The 22,021-nt window shown below is 64.0% G+C and carries 19 protein-coding genes; 11 read left to right on the top strand and 8 right to left on the bottom strand.

The genetic code is table 11. The features are described from left to right. The first annotated feature begins 145 nt into the window (after positions 1-145). From CK222_RS07775 to CK222_RS07765, 3 genes are all read left to right on the top strand, one after another. On the top strand, positions 146-895 hold the full coding sequence (locus CK222_RS07775; RefSeq protein ID WP_095799914.1) for an electron transfer flavoprotein subunit beta/FixA family protein: 750 nt from the start codon (positions 146-148) through the stop codon (positions 893-895). Between the two features lie 24 nt (positions 896-919). Next, on the top strand, positions 920-1,849 hold the full coding sequence (locus CK222_RS07770) for an electron transfer flavoprotein subunit alpha/FixB family protein (protein ID WP_095799913.1): 930 nt from the start codon (positions 920-922) through the stop codon (positions 1,847-1,849). Between the two features lie 271 nt (positions 1,850-2,120). Beyond that, a complete protein-coding gene (locus CK222_RS07765; protein WP_066990182.1) occupies positions 2,121-2,999 on the top strand; it encodes a 3-hydroxybutyryl-CoA dehydrogenase in 879 nt (292 codons plus the stop codon). A gap of 31 nt (positions 3,000-3,030) precedes the next feature. On the opposite strand, the gene CK222_RS07760 is transcribed toward CK222_RS07765, so the two are convergent. The 3 genes from CK222_RS07760 to CK222_RS07750 all read right to left on the bottom strand — a co-directional run bounded on the left by CK222_RS07760 (position 3,031) and on the right by CK222_RS07750 (position 6,301). Next, on the bottom strand, positions 3,031-4,992 hold the full coding sequence (locus tag CK222_RS07760; protein WP_245432970.1) for a PAS domain S-box protein: 1,962 nt from the start codon (positions 4,990-4,992) through the stop codon (positions 3,031-3,033). A gap of 132 nt (positions 4,993-5,124) precedes the next feature. After that, positions 5,125-5,763: an NrsF family protein gene (locus CK222_RS07755; protein ID WP_095799911.1), complete on the bottom strand. Its 639-nt coding sequence runs from the start codon at positions 5,761-5,763 to the stop codon at positions 5,125-5,127. Position 5,764: 1 nt separating this feature from the next. Further along, positions 5,765-6,301: a sigma-70 family RNA polymerase sigma factor gene (locus CK222_RS07750; RefSeq protein WP_066990192.1), complete on the bottom strand. Its 537-nt coding sequence runs from the start codon at positions 6,299-6,301 to the stop codon at positions 5,765-5,767. Between the two features lie 204 nt (positions 6,302-6,505). Between CK222_RS07750 and CK222_RS07745 the strand changes: the two genes are divergently transcribed. From CK222_RS07745 to CK222_RS07735, 3 genes are all read left to right on the top strand, one after another. Next, a complete protein-coding gene (locus CK222_RS07745; protein ID WP_095799910.1) occupies positions 6,506-7,513 on the top strand; it encodes an iron ABC transporter substrate-binding protein in 1,008 nt (335 codons plus the stop codon). 161 nt (positions 7,514-7,674) lie between these two features. Next, positions 7,675-9,246, top strand: a complete 1,572-nt coding sequence (locus CK222_RS07740; protein WP_095799909.1) for an iron ABC transporter permease — start codon at positions 7,675-7,677, stop codon at positions 9,244-9,246. Beyond that, positions 9,243-10,325, top strand: a complete 1,083-nt coding sequence (locus CK222_RS07735; protein WP_067319100.1) for an ABC transporter ATP-binding protein — start codon at positions 9,243-9,245, stop codon at positions 10,323-10,325. Before CK222_RS07740 ends, CK222_RS07735 begins: the two co-directional genes overlap by 4 nt. Before the next feature lie 7 nt (positions 10,326-10,332). Here CK222_RS07735 and CK222_RS07730 read toward each other — a convergent pair whose 3' ends face one another. From CK222_RS07730 to ugpB, 4 genes are all read right to left on the bottom strand, one after another. Beyond that, entirely contained in the window at positions 10,333-11,415 is a 1,083-nt protein-coding gene (locus CK222_RS07730; protein ID WP_095799908.1) for a sn-glycerol-3-phosphate import ATP-binding protein UgpC, read from the bottom strand. 6 nt (positions 11,416-11,421) lie between these two features. Further along, on the bottom strand, positions 11,422-12,270 hold the full coding sequence (ugpE, locus tag CK222_RS07725) for a sn-glycerol-3-phosphate ABC transporter permease UgpE (protein WP_066990208.1): 849 nt from the start codon (positions 12,268-12,270) through the stop codon (positions 11,422-11,424). Positions 12,271-12,278: 8 nt separating this feature from the next. Continuing rightward, the gene (gene ugpA / locus CK222_RS07720; RefSeq protein WP_067319653.1) at positions 12,279-13,163 is read right to left on the bottom strand and encodes a sn-glycerol-3-phosphate ABC transporter permease UgpA; all 885 of its coding nucleotides are present in this window, start codon (positions 13,161-13,163) and stop codon (positions 12,279-12,281) included. Between the two features lie 70 nt (positions 13,164-13,233). After that, positions 13,234-14,544, bottom strand: a complete 1,311-nt coding sequence (gene ugpB / locus CK222_RS07715) for a sn-glycerol-3-phosphate ABC transporter substrate-binding protein UgpB (protein WP_066990210.1) — start codon at positions 14,542-14,544, stop codon at positions 13,234-13,236. Positions 14,545-14,870: 326 nt separating this feature from the next. On the opposite strand from ugpB, the gene CK222_RS07710 reads away from it, so the two are divergent. Then, complete coding sequence (locus CK222_RS07710) at positions 14,871-17,297, top strand: EAL domain-containing protein (protein WP_095799907.1); 2,427 nt, start codon at positions 14,871-14,873, stop codon at positions 17,295-17,297. On the opposite strand, the gene CK222_RS07705 is transcribed toward CK222_RS07710, so the two are convergent. After that, positions 17,289-17,978 carry a TlpA disulfide reductase family protein gene (locus tag CK222_RS07705; protein WP_095799906.1) on the bottom strand — a complete coding sequence of 230 codons (690 nt, stop codon included), beginning with the start codon at positions 17,976-17,978 and terminating at the stop codon, positions 17,289-17,291. The genes CK222_RS07710 and CK222_RS07705 overlap by 9 nt on opposite strands. A 36-nt stretch (positions 17,979-18,014) precedes the next feature. Between CK222_RS07705 and argH the strand changes: the two genes are divergently transcribed. The 4 genes from argH (at position 18,015) to CK222_RS07685 (ending at position 21,991) form a co-directional block, all read left to right on the top strand. After that, positions 18,015-19,415 (top strand): argininosuccinate lyase, encoded by a 1,401-nt coding sequence (argH, locus tag CK222_RS07700; RefSeq protein ID WP_095799905.1) that lies wholly within the window; start codon positions 18,015-18,017, stop codon positions 19,413-19,415. 72 nt (positions 19,416-19,487) lie between these two features. Next, complete coding sequence (locus CK222_RS07695) at positions 19,488-19,694, top strand: lipoprotein (protein WP_067319112.1); 207 nt, start codon at positions 19,488-19,490, stop codon at positions 19,692-19,694. 52 nt (positions 19,695-19,746) lie between these two features. Then, complete coding sequence (gene lysA, locus CK222_RS07690; RefSeq protein ID WP_095799904.1) at positions 19,747-21,015, top strand: diaminopimelate decarboxylase; 1,269 nt, start codon at positions 19,747-19,749, stop codon at positions 21,013-21,015. Positions 21,016-21,049: 34 nt separating this feature from the next. Next, positions 21,050-21,991 carry a threonine/serine dehydratase gene (locus CK222_RS07685; RefSeq protein ID WP_095799903.1) on the top strand — a complete coding sequence of 314 codons (942 nt, stop codon included), beginning with the start codon at positions 21,050-21,052 and terminating at the stop codon, positions 21,989-21,991. Positions 21,992-22,021: the final 30 nt, after the last annotated feature.

Below are 22,021 nucleotides of genomic sequence, written 5' to 3'. Positions count from 1 at the left end.
ATCATGCTCAACCGAAACATCGGGGTGGAACTGCTTCTTGGCCGTTGGAGACCAGAATTCCGCCCGGAATGTCGGCTTTCGACAACTCTGACAAGGCGCACACTGCTATAGCGCGCCCGACTATCTCAGGAGAGGTGACAGGAAAATGAAGATCCTTGTGCCCGTGAAGCGGGTTGTGGACGCGAACGTCAAGGTCCGCGTTAAGGCCGACGGACTGGGCGTCGAGCTTGCCAACGTCAAGATGGCGATGAACCCGTTCGACGAGATCGCGGTCGAGGAAGCGATCCGGATCAAGGAAGCCGGCAAGGCCGAGGAGATCATCGTCGTCTCGATCGGCCCGCAGCAGGCGCAGGAGACGCTGCGCACCGCGCTCGCCATGGGCGCCGATCGCGCCATCCTGGTCAAGACCGACGAGCAGACCGAGCCGCTGGGTGTCGCCAAGGTGTTGAAGGGCGTCGTCGAGGCCGAGAAGCCCGGCCTCGTCATCCTCGGCAAGCAGGCGATCGACGACGACAGCAACCAGACCGGCCAGATGCTGGCGGCGCTGCTTGGCTGGGCGCAAGGCACCTTCGCCTCCAGGATCGAGCTCGCCGGCGATCATGCCAAGGTAACGCGTGAGGTCGACGGCGGCCTGCAGACGGTTGAGCTGAAAATGCCGGCGATCGTGACCGCCGACCTTCGCTTGAACCAGCCGCGCTATGCATCGCTCCCCAACATCATGAAGGCCAAGAAGAAGCCGCTCGACCAGAAGAGCCCGGCCGACTACGGCGCCGACGTCAAGCCGCGCCTGAAGGTGATCAAGACCGAGGAGCCCGGCGGCCGCAAGGCGGGCGTCAAGGTCAACAGCGTCGCCGAGCTGGTCGAGAAGCTCAAGAACGAAGCCGGCGTGCTCTAAAGCGGTCAGGAAGGGAACAGGAAAATGGCAATTCTCCTCATCGCCGAACACGACAACGCAAGCCTTTCCGACCAGACCGCCAAGGCGCTCGCGGCGGCCCTGCAGATCGGCTCGGATGTCGATGTGCTGGTCGCCGGCAAAGGCGCCAAGGCGGCAAGCGACGCGGCCGCCAAGCTGAAGGGTGTTCGCAAAGTCCTGCTGGCCGAGGCCGACGAGCTCTCCGAACGCCTGGCGGAGCCGCTGGCCGCACTCGTCGTCTCGCTCGCCGGCTCCTATGACGCGATCGTCGCCCCCGCGACCTCAGCGGGCAAGAACGTCGCGCCGCGCGTGGCGGCCCTGCTCGACGTCGCGCAGGTCTCCGAGATCATCGAGGTGGTCACGCCCGACACCTTCAAGCGGCCGATCTATGCCGGCAACGCCATCCAGACCGTGCAGTCGACCGACGCCAAGAAGGTGATCACGGTGCGCACCGCCTCCTTCCAAGGGGCGCCCGAGGGCGGCTCGGCCCCGGTCGAGACGGTGAACGCCGCCGCCAATCCCGGCCTCTCCTCCTTCGTCGAGAACAAGCTCTCCGAAAACGACCGTCCCGAGTTGACCTCGGCCAAAATCATCATTTCGGGTGGCCGTGCTCTCGGCTCGTCGGAGAAGTTCCAGGAAGTCATCCTGCCGGTCGCCGACAAGCTCGGCGCCGCTGTCGGTGCCTCTCGCGCAGCGGTCGATGCGGGCTATGCCCCCAATGACTGGCAGGTCGGCCAGACCGGCAAGGTGGTCGCCCCCGATCTCTACATTGCCGTCGGCATCTCGGGCGCCATCCAGCATCTTGCCGGCATGAAGGATTCCAAGGTCATCGTCGCCATCAACAAGGACGAGGAAGCGCCGATCTTCCAGGTTGCCGACTACGGTCTCGTCGGCGATCTCTTCGTCATCCTGCCGGAGCTGCAAAAGGCGCTTTGACGCTTTCTGCTCTGGCATATTAAAATCGGAAGGGTGGGGTAGACGAAGTCGCCCCGCCCTTTTAGTTTGCACTGCACAAAAAGCAGGCCGGTAAAGGCTTGCGCAATTCCAGGAAAAGTCCGTACGGTTTTCCCTCCGGAATTGCGATAAACAAAAAAGGCAATTCCAGGAAAGTGCCGAGCCACTTTGCGTCCGGAATTGCGGGAAACAAAGAGAAGGGAGCGCTTCCGTGCCTCGCAGAAGCGGAAATGCTCCAGACGGGATTGGGGTAATGAGCAAGATCGAGACGATCGGCATTGTCGGCGCAGGTCAAATGGGGGGCGGTATCGCCCACGTCTCGGCGCTGGCCGGCTACAAGGTCCTGATCCACGACATCTCGCCCGACCGGGTCGAGAAGGGCATCGCCACCATCAGCGGCAACATGGCCCGTCAGGTCGGTTCGGGAAAGCTCGAGGAGAAGGCGCGCAACGAGGCGATGGCGCGGATCTCATCGGCGTCCGCCATGGCCGATCTCGCCGCCGCCGACCTCGTCATAGAGGCGGCGACCGAGGATGAGACGGTCAAGCGCAAGATCTACGCCCAACTCTGCCCGCAGCTCAATCCGGAGGCGATTCTCGCGACCAACACCTCCTCGATCTCGATCACCCGGCTCGCCGCGCAGACCGACCGGCCTGAGCGCTTCATCGGCATACATTTCATGAACCCGGTGCCGGTGATGAAGCTGGTCGAGCTGGTGCGCGGCATCGCCACCGAGGACCAGACGTTCGAGGCCGCCAAGACCTTCGTGAACAGGCTCGACAAGACGATCACCGTTTCGGAGGATTTCCCGGCCTTCATCGTCAACCGCATCCTGTTGCCCATGATCAACGAGGCGATCTACACGCTCTATGAGGGCGTCGGCACGGTGGACGCCATCGACACCGCCATGCGGCTCGGCGCCAACCATCCGATGGGGCCGCTGCAACTGGCCGACTTCATCGGTCTCGACACCTGCCTGTCGATCATGCAGGTGCTGCATGAGGGCCTGTCGGACTCCAAGTATCGCCCCTGCCCGCTGCTGGTGAAATATGTCGAGGCCGGCTGGCTCGGCCGCAAGACCGGCCGCGGCTTCTACGACTATCGCGGTGACCATCCGGTGCCGACGCGCTGAGCCCCGCGACTGAACGCTCACTGCGCGGCGTTCAGGATGCCGCGGCAAGCGGCAGGGGCGCCGCCTCGTCCTTCGAAACTTCATCGGGTGCTGCCGAAACGCAGCCGCGGCCGGCCGCCTTGGCGGCATAGCAGGCGGCATCGGCGCGGGCGATGATCTCGTCCACCTCGCCGCAGCCGGCGCGGATCGGCGCAAGCCCGATGCTGGCGGCGATCGAATGCGGACGACCGTCCCAGCTGAAGCCCAGGTTGCGGATGGCTTCGATGATGCAACGCGCCGCGACCGTCGCTCGCGCCGGCGCGCCCGATTTCAGTATGACCGCGAACTCGTCGCCGCCGAGACGGGCGACGATATCTTCCGGACCGAGCACGTTGCGGATGGCGTCGGCGACGCGCTTCAGCAGCGCATCGCCCGCCGCGTGGCCGCCAGTGTCGTTGACCGCCTTGAAGTGGTCGAGGTCGACGAACATGAACTGATGCTCGCCGCCATTCAACCGGCACCGATCGACCAGCTCCTCCATCGTGCGGATGAAGCTTGGGCGGTTGGCGAGCCCGGTCAGCGCGTCATGGGCCGCGGCATAAGCGAGCTGGCGCTGCAGGGCGCGCGCGTCGGTGAAATCCTGGAAGACGATGACCAACCCGCAGAACTCGTCGTGGTCGTTCATGATCGGCGACACCATTTGGCGGATGCTGCAGCGCGTGTCGTCGCGCCTGATGAGCACGGCGCGGGCGTTCTGATCGCAATGATGGCGGTCGGCGGCCGAAGATCGTGTCGGGCCGATCCTCTGCCCGGTTTCCTCGTCGACCGCCCAGTAGACATCGCCGAGCACCTTGCCAAGCGCCTCGCCGCTGGCAATGCCGGTGAGCTTTTCGGCGACCGGATTCATGAAGGTGACGCGGTTCGCGGCATCGGTGCAGATCACCGCGTCGCCGATCGATTGCAGCGTCACCCTGAGCCGCTCCTTTTCGTCGGCGAGCATCGCCGCCGAGACCTTGCGCCGTTCTTCGGCCTCCTTGCGCTCCGTGATATCGGTCAAGCTGCCGATCGCCCGGATCAGCCGGCCCTCGCCGTCGCGTTCGATCGCCTTGCCGCGGTCGAGGATCCAGACCCAATGGCCGTCCTTGTGGCGCATCCGGAACTCGGCCTCGAAGAAGGCCGTCTCGCCGTCAAGATGCGCCCGGTCCGCCTCGGCGACGATTTGGCGGTCGTCCGGGTGGATCATCGTCAGCCAGCGGTCGGGGTCGCCGTCCAGCTCGCCATCGTCATAGCCCAGCATTCTGACCCAGGTTTCGGAGTAAGTCGTGCCGCCCTTGCGCATGTCGAGGCTCCAGACGCCTTGTCCGGCGCTGGTCAGCGCGAAATTCCAACGCGTCTCGGCTTCGGCGATGCGCGCTTCGGCCTGCTTGCGCGCATCGATGTCCTCGATCTGCGACACAAGATAGAGCGGCTTGCCGGTCTCGTCTTCGCGAATGACCGAGCCCGCGAGCTGCGCCCAGACCGGAGTGCCGTCCTTCTTGAGGTAGCGCTTCTCGAAATGAAAGGAATCGATCTTTCCCTCTTTCAGCGCGATCATCGTCTCACGGCCGATCTGCAGATCGTCGGGATGCGTGATCTGGAAGAAGGTCAGCGCCTCGATTTCCGCCCGGCTGTAGCCGAGCATCGCCGCGAAGGCGGGATTGGTCTGAAGGATGCGGCCGTCGAGGCCGACGATGGCGACGCCGATCGCCGAATCTTCCATCGCGCGGCGAAAGCGCTGCTCGCTCTCGGCAATCTGCCGGCGGTCGTCGATGATCCTGCGGATGAACAGCGCCGAGACAAAGAGCGTCACGGCGGTGACGGCGACCGATATCTGTAGGCAGAACTTCAGCGCGTCCGCACCGAGCTCCAGCGCCGGCAACAGGACCGATGCCATCAGGGTGATAAGCCCTGCCGCCATCAAGGCGAGCACAGCGCGCTTGCCGGCCCGCGGACCTTTCCAACTCAACCACGCCACAATGCGATCCCACCCCATGCGCAACTGCCACAACCCTGGCGGATCGATTTTAAGGAATGGTTGTAAGCTGCGGCGGCCACGCCGCTAACCGGCAAAGCAATTGCCGGCATGATTAAGGATCGGTGTGTAATCCTACCAGCGGACGAAAAACCGTCCGCCAAGCGCGCCGAGCGCGGTGAGGAACGCGATCGCGATCGTGTACCAGGTGGCGACGAACAGCGGCGAATCGTCGAAGCAATGCGCGGCATAGAAGGTCGCCGCCAAGCCGCCCGCGAGCAGGCCCGCGACCGCGCCGGCCAGCACCGGCCGCGTCGGCGCGCCATAGCGCAGCATGCCGAGGAAGATCGCCAGGGGACCGATGCCGATCAACGGGATGAAGCTCATGCAGATCATCATGTTGGTACCCACGAGCCGCCTGCCCCAGTCCGCCTCGGGCACGACGAAAAGCTCCAGGATGACCGCGATCACGACGAGCGCGGGCGCGGCGAGCATCCATAGTTTCGCTCGCCTGCTCGCCGCACCGGGCGCCGACAGCGCTCGGATCAGAGCGAATGCGCTGGTCGTGAGCGCCAAGGTGAAGACGAACTTCGATATGAAGCGCATCGTATGCATGGCCGGCATGATGTCCGGGCGCGGACCGATGGTCATGAAAAAGACCACCGCCGCGACCACAACCGCCACGCCGACGGCCAGCCACCAGGCGAGGCCAAGCGGCATCGCCTTGTTGCGGGCATCGGCGTCGAGCGCCTTTATGAGGTCCTCGGTTCTCATGTCACCGTCGTCCGAACCTTTTGGCGATCGCGGCAAGGCCGCGATGCAGCGACACGCGCACCGCCGTCTCGCTGATGCCGAGCTTGACCGCCGTTTCGCCGATCGAATGGCCGTCGACCGAGATCGAGGAAACCACGGAACGCTGCGAGGGCGGCAAGCCGTCCAGGGCCCGGTTTATGTCGCGCTCGCTCACCGTCTCCGCTTCCGGCTCGGCGAACGTCTCTGCGATCTCGTCGATCTCGACCTCGATGCGACGGCCGCGCCTGCGGAATGCATCGATCAGCTTGAAGCGGGCGATCGCATAGACCCATGGCAGCACCGGCGCGTCTTCTCGCCACGTGTGCCGTTTGACGTGAATGGCCAGCAAGGTTTCCTGCACGACATCCTCGGGGTCGACCCCGCCCTGGACGATCTTGCGCCGGACGAAGCCGCGAACGAGAGCGGCTATCCGGTGAAGAAAGTCGGCGTAAGCCCTTTCGTCTCCCGCGATCGCGGCCCTGAGCAGCCGGGAAAGCTCGGCCTCGTCCTTGCCGGTCACAAGAGTTTACCCCCGATGTTCGCGTCTCGGCCCTGGTTTGTTACGTGTCCGGCGAAATAATGTCCAAGCCAAAGTACCGGAAAATCACGAAAGTTTGCGGCACGGCGACCGATTGAAGCAGGCCGGAATGTTGACTATTGTAATCAGGTATTTATAGGTGCGCCTGAGCCCGAACCCCTGTCTGCAGATTTGAGGACGATGCCCATGAAAACTGCCTTTTCCACTCTTGCCGGCGCCGCCGCGCTGGCGCTCGGCCTGATCGCCGGACCGGCCATGGCGGAGGATGCAGGCATCATCGTCTACAACGCCCAGCATGAAAGCCTGGCCAAGGAATGGGCGAAGGGCTTCACCAAGGAAACCGGCATCAAGGTCACGCTGCGCAACGGCGGCGACAGCGATTTCTCCAACCAGATCGTCGCCGAGGGTGCTGCCTCGCCGGCCGACGTGTTCCTGACAGAGAATTCGCCTGCAATGGCGCTGGTCGAGGCGGCCGGCATGTTCGCGCCGGTGGATGCCGACACCCTCGCTCAGGTTCCGCAGGAATACCAGCCTTCGAGCGGCAAATGGGTGGGCGTCGCCGCGCGCAGCACCGTCTTTGCCTACAACAAGGACAAGCTCAAGGAAGGCCAGCTGCCCAAGTCGCTGCTCGACCTTGCCGATCCGAGCTGGAAGGGCCGGTGGGCCGCCTCGCCGTCCGGCGCCGATTTCCAGGCCATCGTCAGCGCGATGCTCGAGCTCAAAGGTGAAGCCGCGACTTCCGACTGGCTGAAGGCCATGAAGCAGAACTTCACCGCCTACAAGGGCAACAATACGGTGATGAAGGCGGTCAATGCCGGGGAGATCGATGGCGGCGTGATCTACCACTACTACTATTTCGGCGACCAGGCGAAGACCGGCGAGAACAGCAAGAATGTCGGCCTGCATTATTTCAAGAACCAGGACCCGGGCGCGTTCGTGTCGATCTCTGGCGGCGGCGTGCTGGCCTCGAGCAAGCATCCGAAGGAAGCCCAGGCTTTCTTGAAGTGGGTCACCGGCAAGGCCGGCCAGGAGGTTTTGAAAACCGGGACCTCTTATGAATACGCGGTCGGCAAGAATGCCATGTCGAACCCGAAGCTCGTGCCGCTGGCCGATCTGCAGGCGCCCAAGATCGATCCGACGCACCTGAACTCGAAGAAGGTCATCGACCTGATGACGCAAGCCGGCTTGCTTTAGTCCGCGTTCGTCCTAAAAGGACAACCGACCGTGCTCCCGCCGGAATTCGCTTTCCGCGGGAGCGCTTTTGTTTTGGAGATGGCCTCGTCGATGACGATCATCTGCGTTTCCGACCGCGTTCGCGGTTCATCAGATCGTCTCCAGGCGGTGCATTCCGGCTGATGTCCGCGATCGACCTCACGCATTCGGGGCCGCCGGCTGCCGCAAGGCAGAGCCGGCGGTCCACGTCGTGGATTACGCTTGCGGCCGCCATCGTCTCGCTGATCGCTCTCCTGCCGCTTGCCTTCATCGTCTGGGTGGGCATCCAGACGGGATGGGACACGGTGGTGGCGCTGATCTTTCGGCCTCGCGTCGGCGCGCTCCTGGTCAACACCATCCTGCTTGTCGTCCTGGCCGTCCCGATCGCCATCGCGCTGTCGGTGGCGCTTGCCTGGCTGACCGAGCGCAGCGACCTTCCCGGAAACCGTTGGTGGTCGTGGCTGTCGGTGGCGCCCTTGGCAATTCCCGCCTTCGTCCACAGTTACGCCTGGATCAGCCTAATCCCCGGCCTGCACGGGCTCTGGGCCGGCGTGCTCGTCTCCGTCATCGCCTATTTCCCGTTCCTCTATCTGCCGATCGCAGCGGCGCTGCGCCGGCTTGACCCGGCGCTGGAAGATGCCGCCGCAGCGCTGGGCCTCGGACCCTGGCGCGTCTTCGCGCGTGTCGTGCTGCCGCAGTTGAGGCTGGCCATCTGCGGCGGTTCGCTGCTGGTTGGCCTGCACCTGCTTGCCGAATACGGGCTTTATGTCTTCATCCGCTTCGATACCTTCACCACCGCGATCGTCGACCAGTTCCAGTCGACCTTCAACGGCGCGGCGGCGAACATGCTCGCCGCCGTGCTGGTCGCCTGCTGCTTCGTGCTGCTTGGCGTGGAGGTGATCGTGCGTGGTGAGGAGCGTTATGCCCGCGTCGGCTCCGGGGCGGCGCGCCAGCAGCAGCGTGTCGCCCTCGGCCGCGCCACGCTGCCTTGCTTGCTGCTGCCCGCCGGGACTGCGCTGCTCACGCTCGGCGTGCCCTTTGTGACCGTCGGCCGCTGGCTGCTTGCCGGTGGCGCCGACGTCTGGCGTTGGGACGAGATCAGCCTGGCGCTCGGCCAGACGCTGGTCCTCGCCGTCGCCGGCGCGCTGCTTGCCACGGTCGCCGCAATGCCCATGGCCTGGATCTCGATCCGTGCGCCCGGCCGCTTGCAGCGCCTGCTCGAGAGCTGCAACTACATCGTCGGCTCGCTGCCGGGTGTGGTCGTCGCGCTGGCGCTGGTGACCATCACCGTACGCATCGCCTTGCCGCTCTATCAGACGCTCTTCACCATCCTTTTCGGCTATGCGCTGATGTTCCTGCCGCGCGCGCTGGTCAGCCTGCGCGCCTCGATCGCCCAGGCGCCGGTGGAACTCGAACGCGCGGCTTCGAGCCTCGGCCGCCCGCCGCTCAGGGCGCTATGGTCGACCACGATCCGGCTGTCGGCGCCGGGCGCGGCGGCCGGGATGGCGATGGTGGCACTCGGCATCACCAATGAATTGACCGCCACGCAGATGCTGGCGCCGAACGGCACCCGCACCCTTGCGATGGCGTTCTGGTCCTACAGCGGCGAGATCGACTACGCCTCGGCCGCCCCTTACGCCTTGATCATGGTGGCGATGTCGCTGCCCATGACCTGGGTGCTCTACGTCCAGTCAAAGCGGATGGCCGGCCGATGAGCTTCCTCGAGCTCCGCGACGTAGCAAAACATTATGGCCCGGTGGCAGCACTTGCCGGCGTCGACCTCACCGTCGAAAGCGGCAGCCGCACCGCGATCGTCGGACCCTCCGGCTGCGGCAAGACCACCTTGCTGAGGCTGATCGCCGGCTTCGAGGCGCCAGACCGCGGCCGCATCGCGCTCGACGGCAAGCTGCTCGCCAATGGCGGGGCGGCGGTGCCGGCGCATCGCCGCGGCATCGGCGTGGTGGCGCAGGACGGCGCCCTCTTCCCGCATCTCACCATCGCCGACAATATCGGCTTCGGCATGCCCCGAAGCGCCGAGAAGCGCGCCGAGCACATTGTCGAGCTCGCCTATATCGTCGGGCTTGACAAGGCGATCCTGAAGCGCCGTCCGCACGAGCTTTCCGGCGGCCAGCAGCAGCGTGTCGCGCTTGCCCGTGCCATGGCGATGAAACCCCGGCTGATGCTGCTCGACGAGCCGTTCTCGGCGCTCGACACCGGCCTCCGGGCCTCGATGCGCAAGGCTGTGGCCGAGCTTCTGGAGGATGCGGGCATCACCACCATCCTGGTCACCCACGATCAGGCCGAGGCGCTGTCCTTCGCCAGCCAGGTGGCCGTCATGCGCGACGGCCTGTTCTCGCAAGTCGGCACGCCGCGCGAGCTCTACTTCCAGCCCAGGGACAGGATGGTTGCCGAGTTCCTCGGCGACGCCATCATCGTGCCGGCCAAGATCGCCGACGGCTTTGCCATATCGCCGCTCGGCCGCATCGCGGTCGACATCACCGAGCGGCGCGACGTCGCCCGTATCATGCTCAGGCCCGAGCAGGTGGTGCTTAAACGAACCTCCCGCGAAGGCATGTCGGGGACGCCGGACATGCTGTTCGGCGAGGTGACGGACTCCGAATTCGCCGGCTCGGTCTGCACCATCGCCGTGCGGCTGCTCAATAGCCCGGATCCGCCGGATGCGGCCGCGATCGGCAACACACCGCTCGTCCTGCGCAAGACCGGCATGGACGTGCCGGAGGTCGGCGAGATCGTGCGCCTCACGGTGACCGGCAAGGCGCATGTGTTTGCCTGAAGCTGAGTCAAGAGGAGGGGCTTACGCTGCCGAGGCGCCTGCCGCCCCGATCGAACCAGTGCAACTTCTCGGCTGTGGCGGTGATGCGCAACTTGTCGCCGGGCTTTGCCGCCGTGCGGCCGCCGACCCGTACCACGATATTATTGCCGGCAGCCGAGCAGTGCAGGAAGGTTTCTGCGCCGACCGGCTCCACGGCCTCGACCGTTGCGGGCAGCATCAGCGCCCCGGATCGGTCCTCGGCATCGGCGACGAGTTCGGCGTCCTCGGGCCTGAAGCCTAGCATTGCCGCCTGCCCGCCGGGCGGGGCAAGCCCAAGCAACTTTCCTTCCAGCTCAGTTGCAGAACTTTCTGTGCTCAGTGAGAGCAGGTTCATCGGCGGCGCGCCAATGAAGGACGCGACGAATGTCGAGGCCGGCTTCTCGTAAATGTCGAGAGGAGCGCCGATCTGCTCGACCAGCCCCGCATTCATGACGACAAGCATGTCGGCTAGCGTCATCGCCTCGAGCTGGTCGTGGGTGACATAGACCGAAGTGACGCCGAGCCTGCGCTGCAGGCTCTTGATCTCGACCCGCATCTGGCCGCGCAGCTTGGCGTCGAGGTTGGAGAGCGGTTCGTCGAACAGGAAGACTTTCGGATTGCGCACGATCGCCCGGCCCATGGCGACGCGCTGTCGCTGGCCGCCGGAAAGCTCGCGAGGGCGCCGGTCGAGCAGTCCCGACAATTCCAGCACCTTGGCAGTTGAACGCACTCTGCTGTCGATCTCGGCTTTCGGCGTGCCGCGATTACGCAGGCCATAGGCCATGTTGTCGTAGACCTTCATATGCGGGTAGAGCGCGTAATTCTGGAAGACCATCGCAATGTCGCGTTCGGTCGGCCCGATCGCATTGACGATCTTGCCGTCGATCGCAACCGTTCCGGACGAGATGGTCTCGAGTCCGGCGATCATCCTGAGCAACGTCGATTTGCCGCAGCCGGAGGGACCGACCAGCACGCAAAGCTGCTTGTCCGGAATGGCGATCGAAACGCCTTTCACGGCCTCGACGCCGCCGGCATAGACCTTCCTCACATCATTGAGATCAACCGTCGCCATCGCTCCTCACTTCTCGGATTCGACCAGGCCGCGCACGAACCAGCGCTGCATCAGCACCACGACAAGGATCGGCGGCACGATGGCCAGCATCGCGGTGACCATCACAAGGTGCCACTGGGTATCGGCATCGGCGAAAGAAACCATCTTCTTCAGCGCGATGACGATGGTGTTCATGTCGTTGCTGTTGGTGACCAGCAGCGGCCACAGATATTGCGTCCAGCCATAGATGAAAAGGATGACGAACAGCGCCGCGATGTTGGTGCGCGACAGCGGCAGGAGTATATCGAAGAAGAAGCGCCACGGCCCGGCGCCATCGACGCGCGCCGCCTCGACGAGCTCGCCCGGGATGGTCATGAAGAACTGTCTGAACAATAGCGTGGCCGTGGCCGAGGCGATCAGCGGAATGATCAGACCGGCATAGGTGTCGATCATGCCGAGATCGACCATCACCTTGTAGGTCGGCAGGATGCGGACCTCGACGGGCAGCATCAGAGTGATGAAAATCAGCCAGAAGAAGGTCATGCGCAGCGGGAAACGAAAGAACACGATGGCATAGGCCGACAGGATCGAGATGAAGATCTTCCCCACCGCGACGCCGAGCGCCATGACCGTCGTGTTGAGAAGCAGCCTGCCGACGCTGACGCCGCCGATGCGCCCGACACCGCCGAACAACGCCTCGCTGTAATTGTTCCAGAGCTGGTCACCGGGCAGCAGCGGCAGGGGCGGCTTGAGGATCGTCTGCAGCGTCTGTGTCGAGGCCACGAATGTGTAGTAGATGGGAAATGCAACGATCAAAATGCCGAGAATGAGAGCGGCATGGGCGATCAGGACACGCAACGGGGACTGGCCGATCATCGCTTGCCTCAGCCGTAGTGGACCTTGCGTTCCACATAGCGGAACTGGATGGCGGTGAGCGCGATGACGATGACCATCAGGATCACCGACTGCGCCGCCGAGTCGCCGAGGATCAGGTTGACGAAGCCGTCATTGTAGACCTTGTAGACCAACGTCTCGGTGGTCTTGCCCGGTCCGCCGCCGGTGACGGCATGGACGATGCCGAACGTGTCGAACAGGGCATAGACAGTGTTGACGACCAGCAGGAAGAAGGTCGTCGGCGCGAGCAGCGGGAAGATGATGGTCCAGAAACGCTTGGTCTCGCGAGCGCCGTCCATCGCCGCCGCCTCGATCAGCGTCTTCGGCACCGCCTGCAGCCCGGCGACGAAGAACAGGAAATTGTAGCTAATCTGCTTCCATGCTGCGGCGGAAACCAAAAGGATCATGGCGTGACTGCCGTTGAGCAACGGATCCCAGGCTATGCCGAGACTTCTCAGCACGTAGGATAGCGAGCCGATCGAAGGGTTGAACAGGAACAGCCACAACATGCCGGCGATCGCCGGCGCCACCGCATAGGGCCAGATCATCAGTGTGCGGTAGAGCGCTTTCCCGCGCACCACTTTTTCCGCCATTACGGCAAGCAGCAACGCCACTGCCATCGCCACGATTGCGGTCGCAAGCGAAAATACCACCGTTACCTTGATCGAGTTGAGATAGGCCGGATCGGCAAGCACTTTGCGGAAATTGGCAAACCAGACGAACTTGCTCTTTAGCCCGAATGGATCCTGCCTGAGCATGGACTGGTAGAGCGCCTGCCCGGCCGGCCAATAGAAGAAAACCAGTGTTATGGCGAGTTGCGGCGCCACAAGCAGGTAAGGCAGGACTTTGTTGGGGAAAACGACGCGCGGGGTCAGCTTGGTTTCCTCGTCAAGCAAGGATCGCCCGCGCCGATCCGCGCGGGCGACGTTTCATCCTCGGCCAGGTCTAGTTGCCCAACGCGTCCTTGATCGCCGCGTTGCCGCGCGAGACGGCATTGTCGAGCGCCTGCTGGGCCGTTTCCTGGCCGGCCAGCATCTTCTCGAACTCCTCGTTCTGGATATCGCGCACCTGAGGCAGGTTGGGCAGGCGCACACCCTTCGAATTTTCGGTCGGCGCCTTGCCGGTCATCTGCAGGATCGGTGTCTCGCGGCCCGGGTTCTTGTCGTAGAAGCCGGACTTCTTGGTCGCCTCATAGGCTGCCAGCGTCACCGGCAAGTAGCCCGACTTCTGGTGCAGATATTCCTGCACCTCGGTCTTGGAGAGATAGGCGAAGAAGGCCGCGACGCCCTTGTACTCCGCATCGGATTTGCCGCTGAAAACCCAGAGGCTTGCGCCGCCGGGGGTCGTGTTCTGCGGCGCACCCTTGGCATCGCTGTCATACGGCAGTTGGCCGATGCCGTAGTTCATACCCGACTTGACGATATCGCCGAGCCCGCCCGACGACTCGGTAAAGATGCCGCATTCTCCGGCGAGGAAGATCTGCTTGGCTTCGGAGGTTCGCCCGCCATATTTGAAAGTGCCATCCTTGGCGAGGTCAGCCAGCGCCTGAAAGTGGTTGACGAAAATCGGCGCATTGATCTTGAGCTCGACGTCGCCGCCGGCCAGTCCGTTCTGCTGGGTCGCCCAGGAAACATTATTCCAGGCGGCAAAATTTTCCAGATGGATCCAGGTCAGCCAGGTCGAGGTGTAGCCGCAAGGGGCCGCGCCGCTCGCCTTGATCTTCTTCGCCGCTTCCCAGACCTCGTTCCAGGTCTTAGGCGGGTTGTTCACGTCGAGGCCGGCCTTCTGAAAGATGTCCTTGTTGTAGTAGAGGATCGGCGAGGAGGAATTGTAAGGGAAAGACAACATGGTGCCGTCCGGCTTCGAATAGTAGCCGACAATGCCGGGCAGATACTGGCTCTTATCGAACGTCATCCCCGCGCCCGTCAAAACTTCGGCCACGGGTTTGATCGCGCTCTCGGCCGCCATCATGACGCCGGTGCCGACATCGAACACCTGGATGATGTCCGGCGCCTGGCCGGCGCGGAACGCGGCGATGCCTGCATTCAGCGTCTCGGGATAGGTGCCCTTGAAGACCGGAACGATCTGGTAGTCGCTTTGGCTGGCGTTGAAGTCCTTCGAGATCTTGTCGACGACTTCCGCATTGGCGCCCGTCATCGCATGCCACCAGCTGATCTGCGTGACAGCGAAAGCGGACGTGGTGGAAAGCAGGGTCAAGGTAGCGGCAACACCTGCCGCGAAGCCGAAGAGCTTCATGTTTTCATCTCCCGTTGTGATTGGCGAAAGGGGGCTTCCGCAGAACCAGTATGTGTTGCGCATGACAATCGGACAACGGTTTTGTTATGCGTCGATGAACATCATCTGATCCTAAATCAACGTGCATCGGTCACGGCCGGGCAGATTGCTTGCCGGCTTAGGATTTGAGCGACTCCAACCATCGTATTGCGACAGCCGGCCCAACCTTATCCGTCCTTTACAACCTGAGGCACACGCGTCGGTTGCAGGTCCACTAATCGATTCTTCAGCCGTCGGGCCTTAAGCAATCTTAACTTGATTGATGCGGGAAGATCAGGTGGGGCCAAATGTTGACCGTCTATAATTGCATCGTGCACGAGCACGATCTGAGGTTGGTCGCACTTGCGGCGCTCATCTGCGGAATTTCCTCTTTCTCGGCGGTCAATCTTCTTCGCCATGTCGAGCAATCGACCAGTCGAAATCGCTACGCATGGCTGTTGATTGCAGCCACGGCGACCGGATTCGGTATCTGGGCGACGCATTTCGTCGCCATGATCGCCTTCACGCCGGGAATACCCAACGCCTATAACGCGGAGCTTTCCGCGCTTTCGCTGGCCGCCTCCGTAGTTCTGACAGCGGCCGGAATGTGGATCGCCACCATCCGCGGCGGCATTGATCACTATCTTGTCGGCGGCGCCGTGCTCGGCGTCGGCATCGCCGTGATGCACTATACCGGCATGGCGGCGTTCGAGGTCCAGGGCAGGATCGTCTGGAACGAGCTGCTCGTCGCTCTTTCGCTGGCGGCGGGCGTCACGCTTGCCGCGCTTTCGCTGCTCGTCGTGCTTTGCCGCCCGTCGACGCTTACGACGATCGCTGCCGCCGTCTTGCTCACACTGGCCATCTGCACACTGCATTTTATCGCCATGGCGGCGGTCTCGATCTATCCGGACTCCTCGATAGAGATCTCAAAATTCACCATCGCGCCGATGTCGCAAGCCTTTGCCGCTGCGGCGGCAAGCCTGGTCATTCTGGTGCTCTCGGCCGCGGCGATCCGCATCGACCTGCGGTTCCGCCGGCATCAGGCGGAAGCGCAGCGCATGCACGGCCTGGCCAACGCGGCGGTCGAGGGGCTGATCGTTTGCGACGGCAGCCGCATCGTCAGCGCCAACGACAGCATCGCGGCGCTGAGCGGCATCGCGCCCGGCACGCTGAACGTGATGACGCTCAGCGACCTCTTCGGCGAACGCGTTGCCTCAGCCATCGCCGGCGGCAGCGGTCAGGCGCAGGAAGCCGAGCTGCGCAGCCAGGACGGCACCCGCATTCCGGTCGAGCTGATCGCCCGCAGCATCGACTATTGCGGCAAGCCTCACGACGTCGTCGCCGTCCGCGACATGCGCGAGCGCAAGAAGGCCGAGCAGGAGATCCTTCGCCTGGCGCATTTCGATCCGCTGACCGGGCTTGCCAATCGCCGCAGCTTCACCAGCCGGCTCGAGGCCGAGATCGCCACGGCGAGCGGCAAGGACGGGCAGCTCGCGCTGATGCTTCTCGATCTCGACCGCTTCAAGGAGGTCAACGACCTCTTCGGTCATGCGGCCGGCGATGCAGTGCTGCAGAGGGTGGCGCAATGCGCTTCGGGCGTGCTCCGCCATGGGCAGATGCTCGCCCGCCTCGGCGGCGACGAGTTCGCCATCATCGCGCCGAACCTTCCCGACCCGCAGGCCGCAGGCCGCATCGCCGAGGCGGTGCTTTCCAAGCTGCGCCAAGAGGGCCAACTGTCGCCCGGCGGCGAGCTGGTGTCGGCCAGCATCGGCATTGCTCTTTTCCCGCTGGACGCCGACGAGCAGGCGGCGCTGGTAAGCCATGCCGACACCGCGCTCTACCGCGCCAAGGCCGAGGGCAAGGACACTTATCGCTATTTCGAGGCTTCGATGGGCGCCGAGACGCGCGACAGGCGCGCCATGGAGCACGATCTGCGCCAGGCGGTTGCGCGCGGCGAGTTCCGGTTGGTCTATCAGCCGCAAAAGGAGATCAGCAGCGGCAAGATGATCGGTTTCGAGGCCTTGATCCGCTGGCATCATCCGGAGCGCGGCAACATCCCGCCGTCGGTCTTCATCCCGGTCGCGGAAGACAGCGGCACTATCGCCCAGATCGGCGAATGGGTGCTGGCGACGGCCTGCGAGGAAGCCGTGCGCTGGAAAAATCCGCTGACCATCGCCGTCAATGTCTCGGCGGTGCAGCTCCACAACCCGAATTTCAGCCGCAAAGTACACGAGATCCTGCTGCGTTCGGGACTTCCAGCCGGACGGCTGGAGCTTGAAGTGACCGAGACGGCGCTTATCAAGGATATGCCGCGGGCGCTGGCGACCCTGCGGCAGGTCAAGGCGCTTGGTATTCGCGTCGCGATGGACGATTTTGGAACCGGCTATTCATCGCTTTCCAATCTCCGCGCTTTCCCTTTCGACAAGATCAAGATCGACGGCTCCTTCATCAAGTCGGTCGACAGGAATGGTCAGGTCGCGGCCATCGTGCGCGCCGTGCTGGGGCTGGGGCGCGGCCTGGGCCTGCCTGTTCTGGCCGAAGGCGTCGAAACGCTGGACGAATTGCGCTTCCTCGATGCCGAGGACTGCGAGATCGGCCAAGGATACTATCTCGGCAGGCCAAGCCCGATCGAAACCTTCAGCGAGCTGACCGGCGTGCCGGCGGCGATGGATGCTGTCGAGGCCCGCGGCGGCCGCATCCTCATGCTCGAGCCCGCCGCCGCGCGCTCAGCTTGACGGACCGAGCGCGGCTTCCACCAGTCGCTTGGCGTCGGGACTCGACCATTCCGCCGGTCCGTTCATATGTGCGATCAGGCAGCCTTCGCCGTCGATCAGCATCGTCACCGGCAGGCCAAGCGCCAGCCCGCGCGTCTTGGCCTCGTTGAACAGGCCCATTGTCGCATCCCGGTAGTAGCCGAGCGTCTCGATGCCGATCTCCTTCAGGAACTTTTTCGGCCTGGCGTCATCGCCGGTGTCGACATTGACCGCGACGACCTCGAAAGTCTTGCCGCCTTTTTCCTTCTGCAACGCATCGAGCGCCGGCATTTCGGCGCGGCAGGGCGCGCACCATGTCGCCCACAGATTGAGCAGCACCGTCTTGCCGGCATGGCCGGCGATCGTCGTCGGCTTGCCGTCGGGTCCGTTGAAGGCGAGTCCCTTCAGCGATTGCGGCGGATCCGCCGGCTGCAGTGCCGCGACCTGACCGACCGCCTTTGCCGCAACCTGCTTGGCCCGTTCGGCCTTCGCCTTGCAAGCGACGTCGTCCTTGCCGGTGCTGGCCGCGGCAACCTGATCCGGCGCGTTGTTGCCAGAACCGCTCTCGCTGACATATACCGCGACCGCGCCGGCCAGCACGCCCGCTACAAGCGCGGCGAGGATGAGGCGCGGGGCCGGGAAGAATTTATTGCCGTCTGCCATTTTCTTAAAAACTGCTCCGGAGCACGGGTTATAGCGATGAGCGACAAGAAGGCTAGCAACCAGATGTGGGGCGGACGTTTTGCCTCGGGTCCGGCCGCGATCATGGAAGCGATCAACGCATCGATCGCCTTCGACCGCAAACTCTACGCGCAGGACATCCGCGGCTCGATCGCCCACAGCGAGATGTTGGCTGAAACGGGCATTATTTCGGCCGCCGATCAAGAAAAAATCGCTCACGGCCTGAACACGATCCTGAAAGAGATCGAGGCCGGGAAATTCGAATTCTCGACCAAGCTCGAAGACATCCATATGAATGTCGAGGCGCGTCTGGCCGATCTGATCGGGTCGGCTGCCGGCCGCCTGCATACCGCCCGCTCGCGCAACGATCAGGTGGCGGTCGATCTGAAACTCTGGGTCAAGGAGGAATGCCAGCGCGTCGCCCAGGCGCTGAAGGACCTCATCGGCGCCTTTCTCGAGCGCGCCGAGGAGCACGCCGCGACGGTAATGCCCGGCTTCACCCATATGCAGGCCGCGCAGCCGGTGACCTTCGGTCATCATTGCATGGCTTATGTCGAGATGTTCGGCCGCGATCTGTCACGTGTCCGCGACGCCATCGAGCGCATGGACGAAAGCCCGCTGGGCGCCGCCGCGCTGGCCGGCACGAGCTTTTCCATCGACCGCCATATGTCGGCGAAGGCGCTCGGCTTCCGCGAGCCGATGCGCAATTCCCTCGACAGCGTGTCGGACCGCGACTTCGCGCTCGAATTCCTCTCGATCGCCGCGATCTGCGGCACGCATCTGTCGCGGCTGGCCGAAGAGATCATCATCTGGTCGACGCCGCAATTCGGCTTCATCCGGCTATCGGATTCATTCTCCACCGGCTCCTCGATCATGCCGCAGAAGAAGAACCCCGACGCCGCCGAATTGGTGCGCGGCAAGACCGGCCGCATCAACGGCCATTTGGTCGGCTTGCTGACGGTGATGAAGGGCATGCCGCTGACCTATGGCAAGGACATGCAGGAGGACAAGGAATCGGTTTTCGACGTAGCCGAAACGCTCGACCTGATGCTGGCGGCGACCGCCGGGATGGTCAGCGACATGACCGTCAACGCCATCTCCATGAAAAAGGCCGCCGGTGCCGGCCATGCCACTGCCACCGACCTCGCCGACTGGCTGGTGCGTAATCTGGGCCTTCCTTTCCGAGAGGCCCATCACGTCACCGGCCGCGCCGTCGCGCTCGCCGAGGAGAAGAAGGTCGGCCTGGAAAAGCTCTCGCTGGAGGACCTCCGCTCGATCCATTCCGGTATCACCGACGGCATCTTCTCCGTGCTTGCCGTGCAGAATTCGGTGAAGAGCCGGACCAGCTTCGGCGGCACCGCGCCGTCGGAGGTGAAGAAGCAGATCCGCTACTGGAAAAAGCGGCTCGCCAAGGCGTGATGCCGGGATGCAATGCGCCGAAAACTCGGCTAAAAGCGCGGCTGGACAAAACAGTTTCGAACGGATGGATCGATGACCCGAGGCAGGATTTTGATGACGCTCGCGCTGCTGGCGGCGGTTGTCACCGTCACGGCCTGCGGCAGGAGAGGCGGCCTCGATACGCCTTACGAGGCTGCCGTGCAGGCGCGCAAGGATGCGGAGCGAGCCAAACAGCCGCTGCCGCCCGAGCCTGAGAAACCGGTCAAGGACAAGAAGTTCATTCTCGACCCCTTGCTCTAGAGCCGAGGAGATCATCCGATCTCATCGCGCTCCAATTTTCGGACCTCTCCCCGTGAACCATTTCGACTACCGCGACGGCGTTCTCTACGCCGAGGATGTGGCAATCCCCGGCATCGCCGCCAGCGTCGGCACGCCGTTTTACTGCTATTCGACCGCGACCCTGACCAGGCATTTCCGGGTCTTCAAGGAAGCTTTTGCCGGTCTCGACGCGCTGGTCTGCTACGCCATGAAGGCGAATTCCAACCAGGCCGTGCTGAAGACCTTGGCAAGACAAGGCGCCGGCGCCGACGTGGTGTCGGAAGGTGAACTGCGGCGCGCCTTGGCCGCCGGCATCCCCGCGAGCAAGATCCTGTTTTCCGGCGTCGGCAAGACCGCGCGGGAAATGGACTTCGCCCTCAATGCCGGCATCCTCTGCTTCAACGTCGAGTCCGAACCCGAACTCGAACTGCTGTCGGCGCGCGCCACAGCGCTCGGCAAGGTGGCACCCGTCTCGCTGCGCATCAACCCGGACGTCGACGCCAGGACCCACAAGAAGATCTCCACCGGCAAGGCCGAGAACAAGTTCGGCATCCCGTGGCAGCGGGCGCGCCAGGTCTATGCCCGCGCGGCGGAGCTGCCGGGCATCAAGGTCACCGGCATCGACACCCATATCGGCAGCCAGATCACCGAGCTGCAGCCTTTCGACGACGCTTTCGCGCTGCTGGTGGAACTGGTCGGCGTGCTGCGCGCTGACGGACACGCCATCGAGCATGTCGATCTCGGCGGCGGCCTCGGCATTCCTTACCGCGTCGACAACAGTCCGCCGCCCTTGCCCGACGCCTATGCCGAGATCGTCAGGAAGCATGTCACCCGGCTCGGCCTGAAGGTGATGTTCGAGCCTGGCCGGCTGATCGTCGGCAATGCCGGCATCCTGGTCTCGGAAGTGATCTATGTGAAGGAAGGCGACGCCAAGAACTTCCTCGTCGTCGACGCCGCCATGAACGACCTGATCCGGCCGACGCTTTACGACGCCTTCCATGATATCAAGCCGGTGGTGCAGCCGCCGGCCGCCACGCCGCGCATGACGGTCGATATCGTCGGGCCGGTCTGCGAGACAGGCGATTTCCTCGGCCTCGACCGCGACCTCCCCAGGCTGAATCCTGGCGACCTCATCGCCGTCGCCACCGCTGGAGCTTACGGCGCCGTGCAGGCCGGCACCTACAACACCCGGCTCCTGGTGCCGGAAGTGCTGGTCGACGGCGACCGTTTTCACGTCGTGCGGCCGCGCCAGACCCATGAGGAGCTGATCGGGCTGGATTCATTGCCGGAGTGGCTGAAATAGAAGCACGAGGGTCCCGCGCTCAAAGGAGCAAGCCATGCTGGAGACTGGAGCTATCACGCGCGATCGCATCGCCGCGGTGGAACCGCGCATCCGCCCGTTCGTCCGCCACACGCCGGTAATGCGCGTCGACATGGCTGACTTCGGCCGGCCGGCCTTTCCGGTCGATCTGAAGCTCGAATGTCTGCAGCATTCCGGCTCGTTCAAGGCGCGCGGCGCATTCACCAACCTGCTCGAGCGGCAGGTGCCCGCAGCGGGTGTGGTCGCCGCCTCCGGCGGCAATCATGGCGCCGCCGTCGCCTATGCCGCCATGAAGCTCGGGCACAGGGCCACCATCTTCGTGCCCGAGGTCAGCCCGCCGGCAAAGCTCGAGCGCATCCGCAGCTATGGCGCCGAGCTGGTGGTCGGCGGTGCGCGCTATGCCGAGGCGCTGGCTGCCAGCGAGGATTTTGCCGAACGAACCGGCGCCCTGCAGATCCACGCCTTCAACCAGGAAGAGACGCTAATCGGCCAAGGCACTCTCGGGCTCGAGATCGAAGCCGATCTGCCGCAGATCGACACACTGCTTGTCGCGGTCGGCGGCGGCGGCCTGATCGGCGGCATCGCCGCCTGGTTCGCTGGCCGCATCCGCATCATCGCCATCGAGCCCGAGGGCGCGCCGACGCTTCACCGCGCCTTCGAAGCCGGCAAGCCGGTCGATGCACCGGCCGAGGGCATCGCCGCCGATTCGCTGGCGCCGAAGCGCGTCGGCGAAATGATGTTCCCGATCGCGAAAGCTTTCGTCGAGCGCTCGATCCTGGTCAGCGACGACGACATCGTGGCGGCGCAGAAAGCGCTCTGGGACCGGGCGCGAATCATCGCCGAGCCGGGCGGGGCCGCTGCCTTTGCCGCGATGCTTTCCGGCCGCTACGCGCCGGCTCCCGGCGAGCGCGTGGCCGTCCTGGTCTGTGGTTCCAACACGAATCCCGCGAATTTCTGATCGTAAAGACGGCGAACCCGTCACAGATTT

The sequence above is a fragment of the Mesorhizobium sp. WSM3866 genome (assembly GCF_002294795.1).
GTDB lineage: Bacteria > Pseudomonadota > Alphaproteobacteria > Rhizobiales > Rhizobiaceae > Mesorhizobium.
This window is presented reverse-complemented; position numbering and strand designations above follow the sequence as displayed.

Coding starts and splice junctions, on each gene's coding strand:
- ugpB (WP_066990210.1), bottom strand. CDS start 14,544: ATGAAGCTCTTCGGCTTCGCGGCAGGTGTTGCCGCTACCTTGACCCTG.
- CK222_RS07740 (WP_095799909.1), top strand. CDS start 7,675: ATGTCCGCGATCGACCTCACGCATTCGGGGCCGCCGGCTGCCGCAAGG.
- CK222_RS07775 (WP_095799914.1), top strand. CDS start 146: ATGAAGATCCTTGTGCCCGTGAAGCGGGTTGTGGACGCGAACGTCAAG.
- CK222_RS07765 (WP_066990182.1), top strand. CDS start 2,121: ATGAGCAAGATCGAGACGATCGGCATTGTCGGCGCAGGTCAAATGGGG.
- CK222_RS07745 (WP_095799910.1), top strand. CDS start 6,506: ATGAAAACTGCCTTTTCCACTCTTGCCGGCGCCGCCGCGCTGGCGCTC.
- CK222_RS07735 (WP_067319100.1), top strand. CDS start 9,243: ATGAGCTTCCTCGAGCTCCGCGACGTAGCAAAACATTATGGCCCGGTG.
- ugpE (WP_066990208.1), bottom strand. CDS start 12,270: ATGATCGGCCAGTCCCCGTTGCGTGTCCTGATCGCCCATGCCGCTCTC.
- CK222_RS07710 (WP_095799907.1), top strand. CDS start 14,871: ATGTTGACCGTCTATAATTGCATCGTGCACGAGCACGATCTGAGGTTG.
- CK222_RS07730 (WP_095799908.1), bottom strand. CDS start 11,415: ATGGCGACGGTTGATCTCAATGATGTGAGGAAGGTCTATGCCGGCGGC.
- CK222_RS07685 (WP_095799903.1), top strand. CDS start 21,050: ATGCTGGAGACTGGAGCTATCACGCGCGATCGCATCGCCGCGGTGGAA.
- CK222_RS07755 (WP_095799911.1), bottom strand. CDS start 5,763: ATGAGAACCGAGGACCTCATAAAGGCGCTCGACGCCGATGCCCGCAAC.
- CK222_RS07695 (WP_067319112.1), top strand. CDS start 19,488: ATGACCCGAGGCAGGATTTTGATGACGCTCGCGCTGCTGGCGGCGGTT.
- argH (WP_095799905.1), top strand. CDS start 18,015: ATGAGCGACAAGAAGGCTAGCAACCAGATGTGGGGCGGACGTTTTGCC.
- CK222_RS07705 (WP_095799906.1), bottom strand. CDS start 17,978: ATGGCAGACGGCAATAAATTCTTCCCGGCCCCGCGCCTCATCCTCGCC.
- CK222_RS07770 (WP_095799913.1), top strand. CDS start 920: ATGGCAATTCTCCTCATCGCCGAACACGACAACGCAAGCCTTTCCGAC.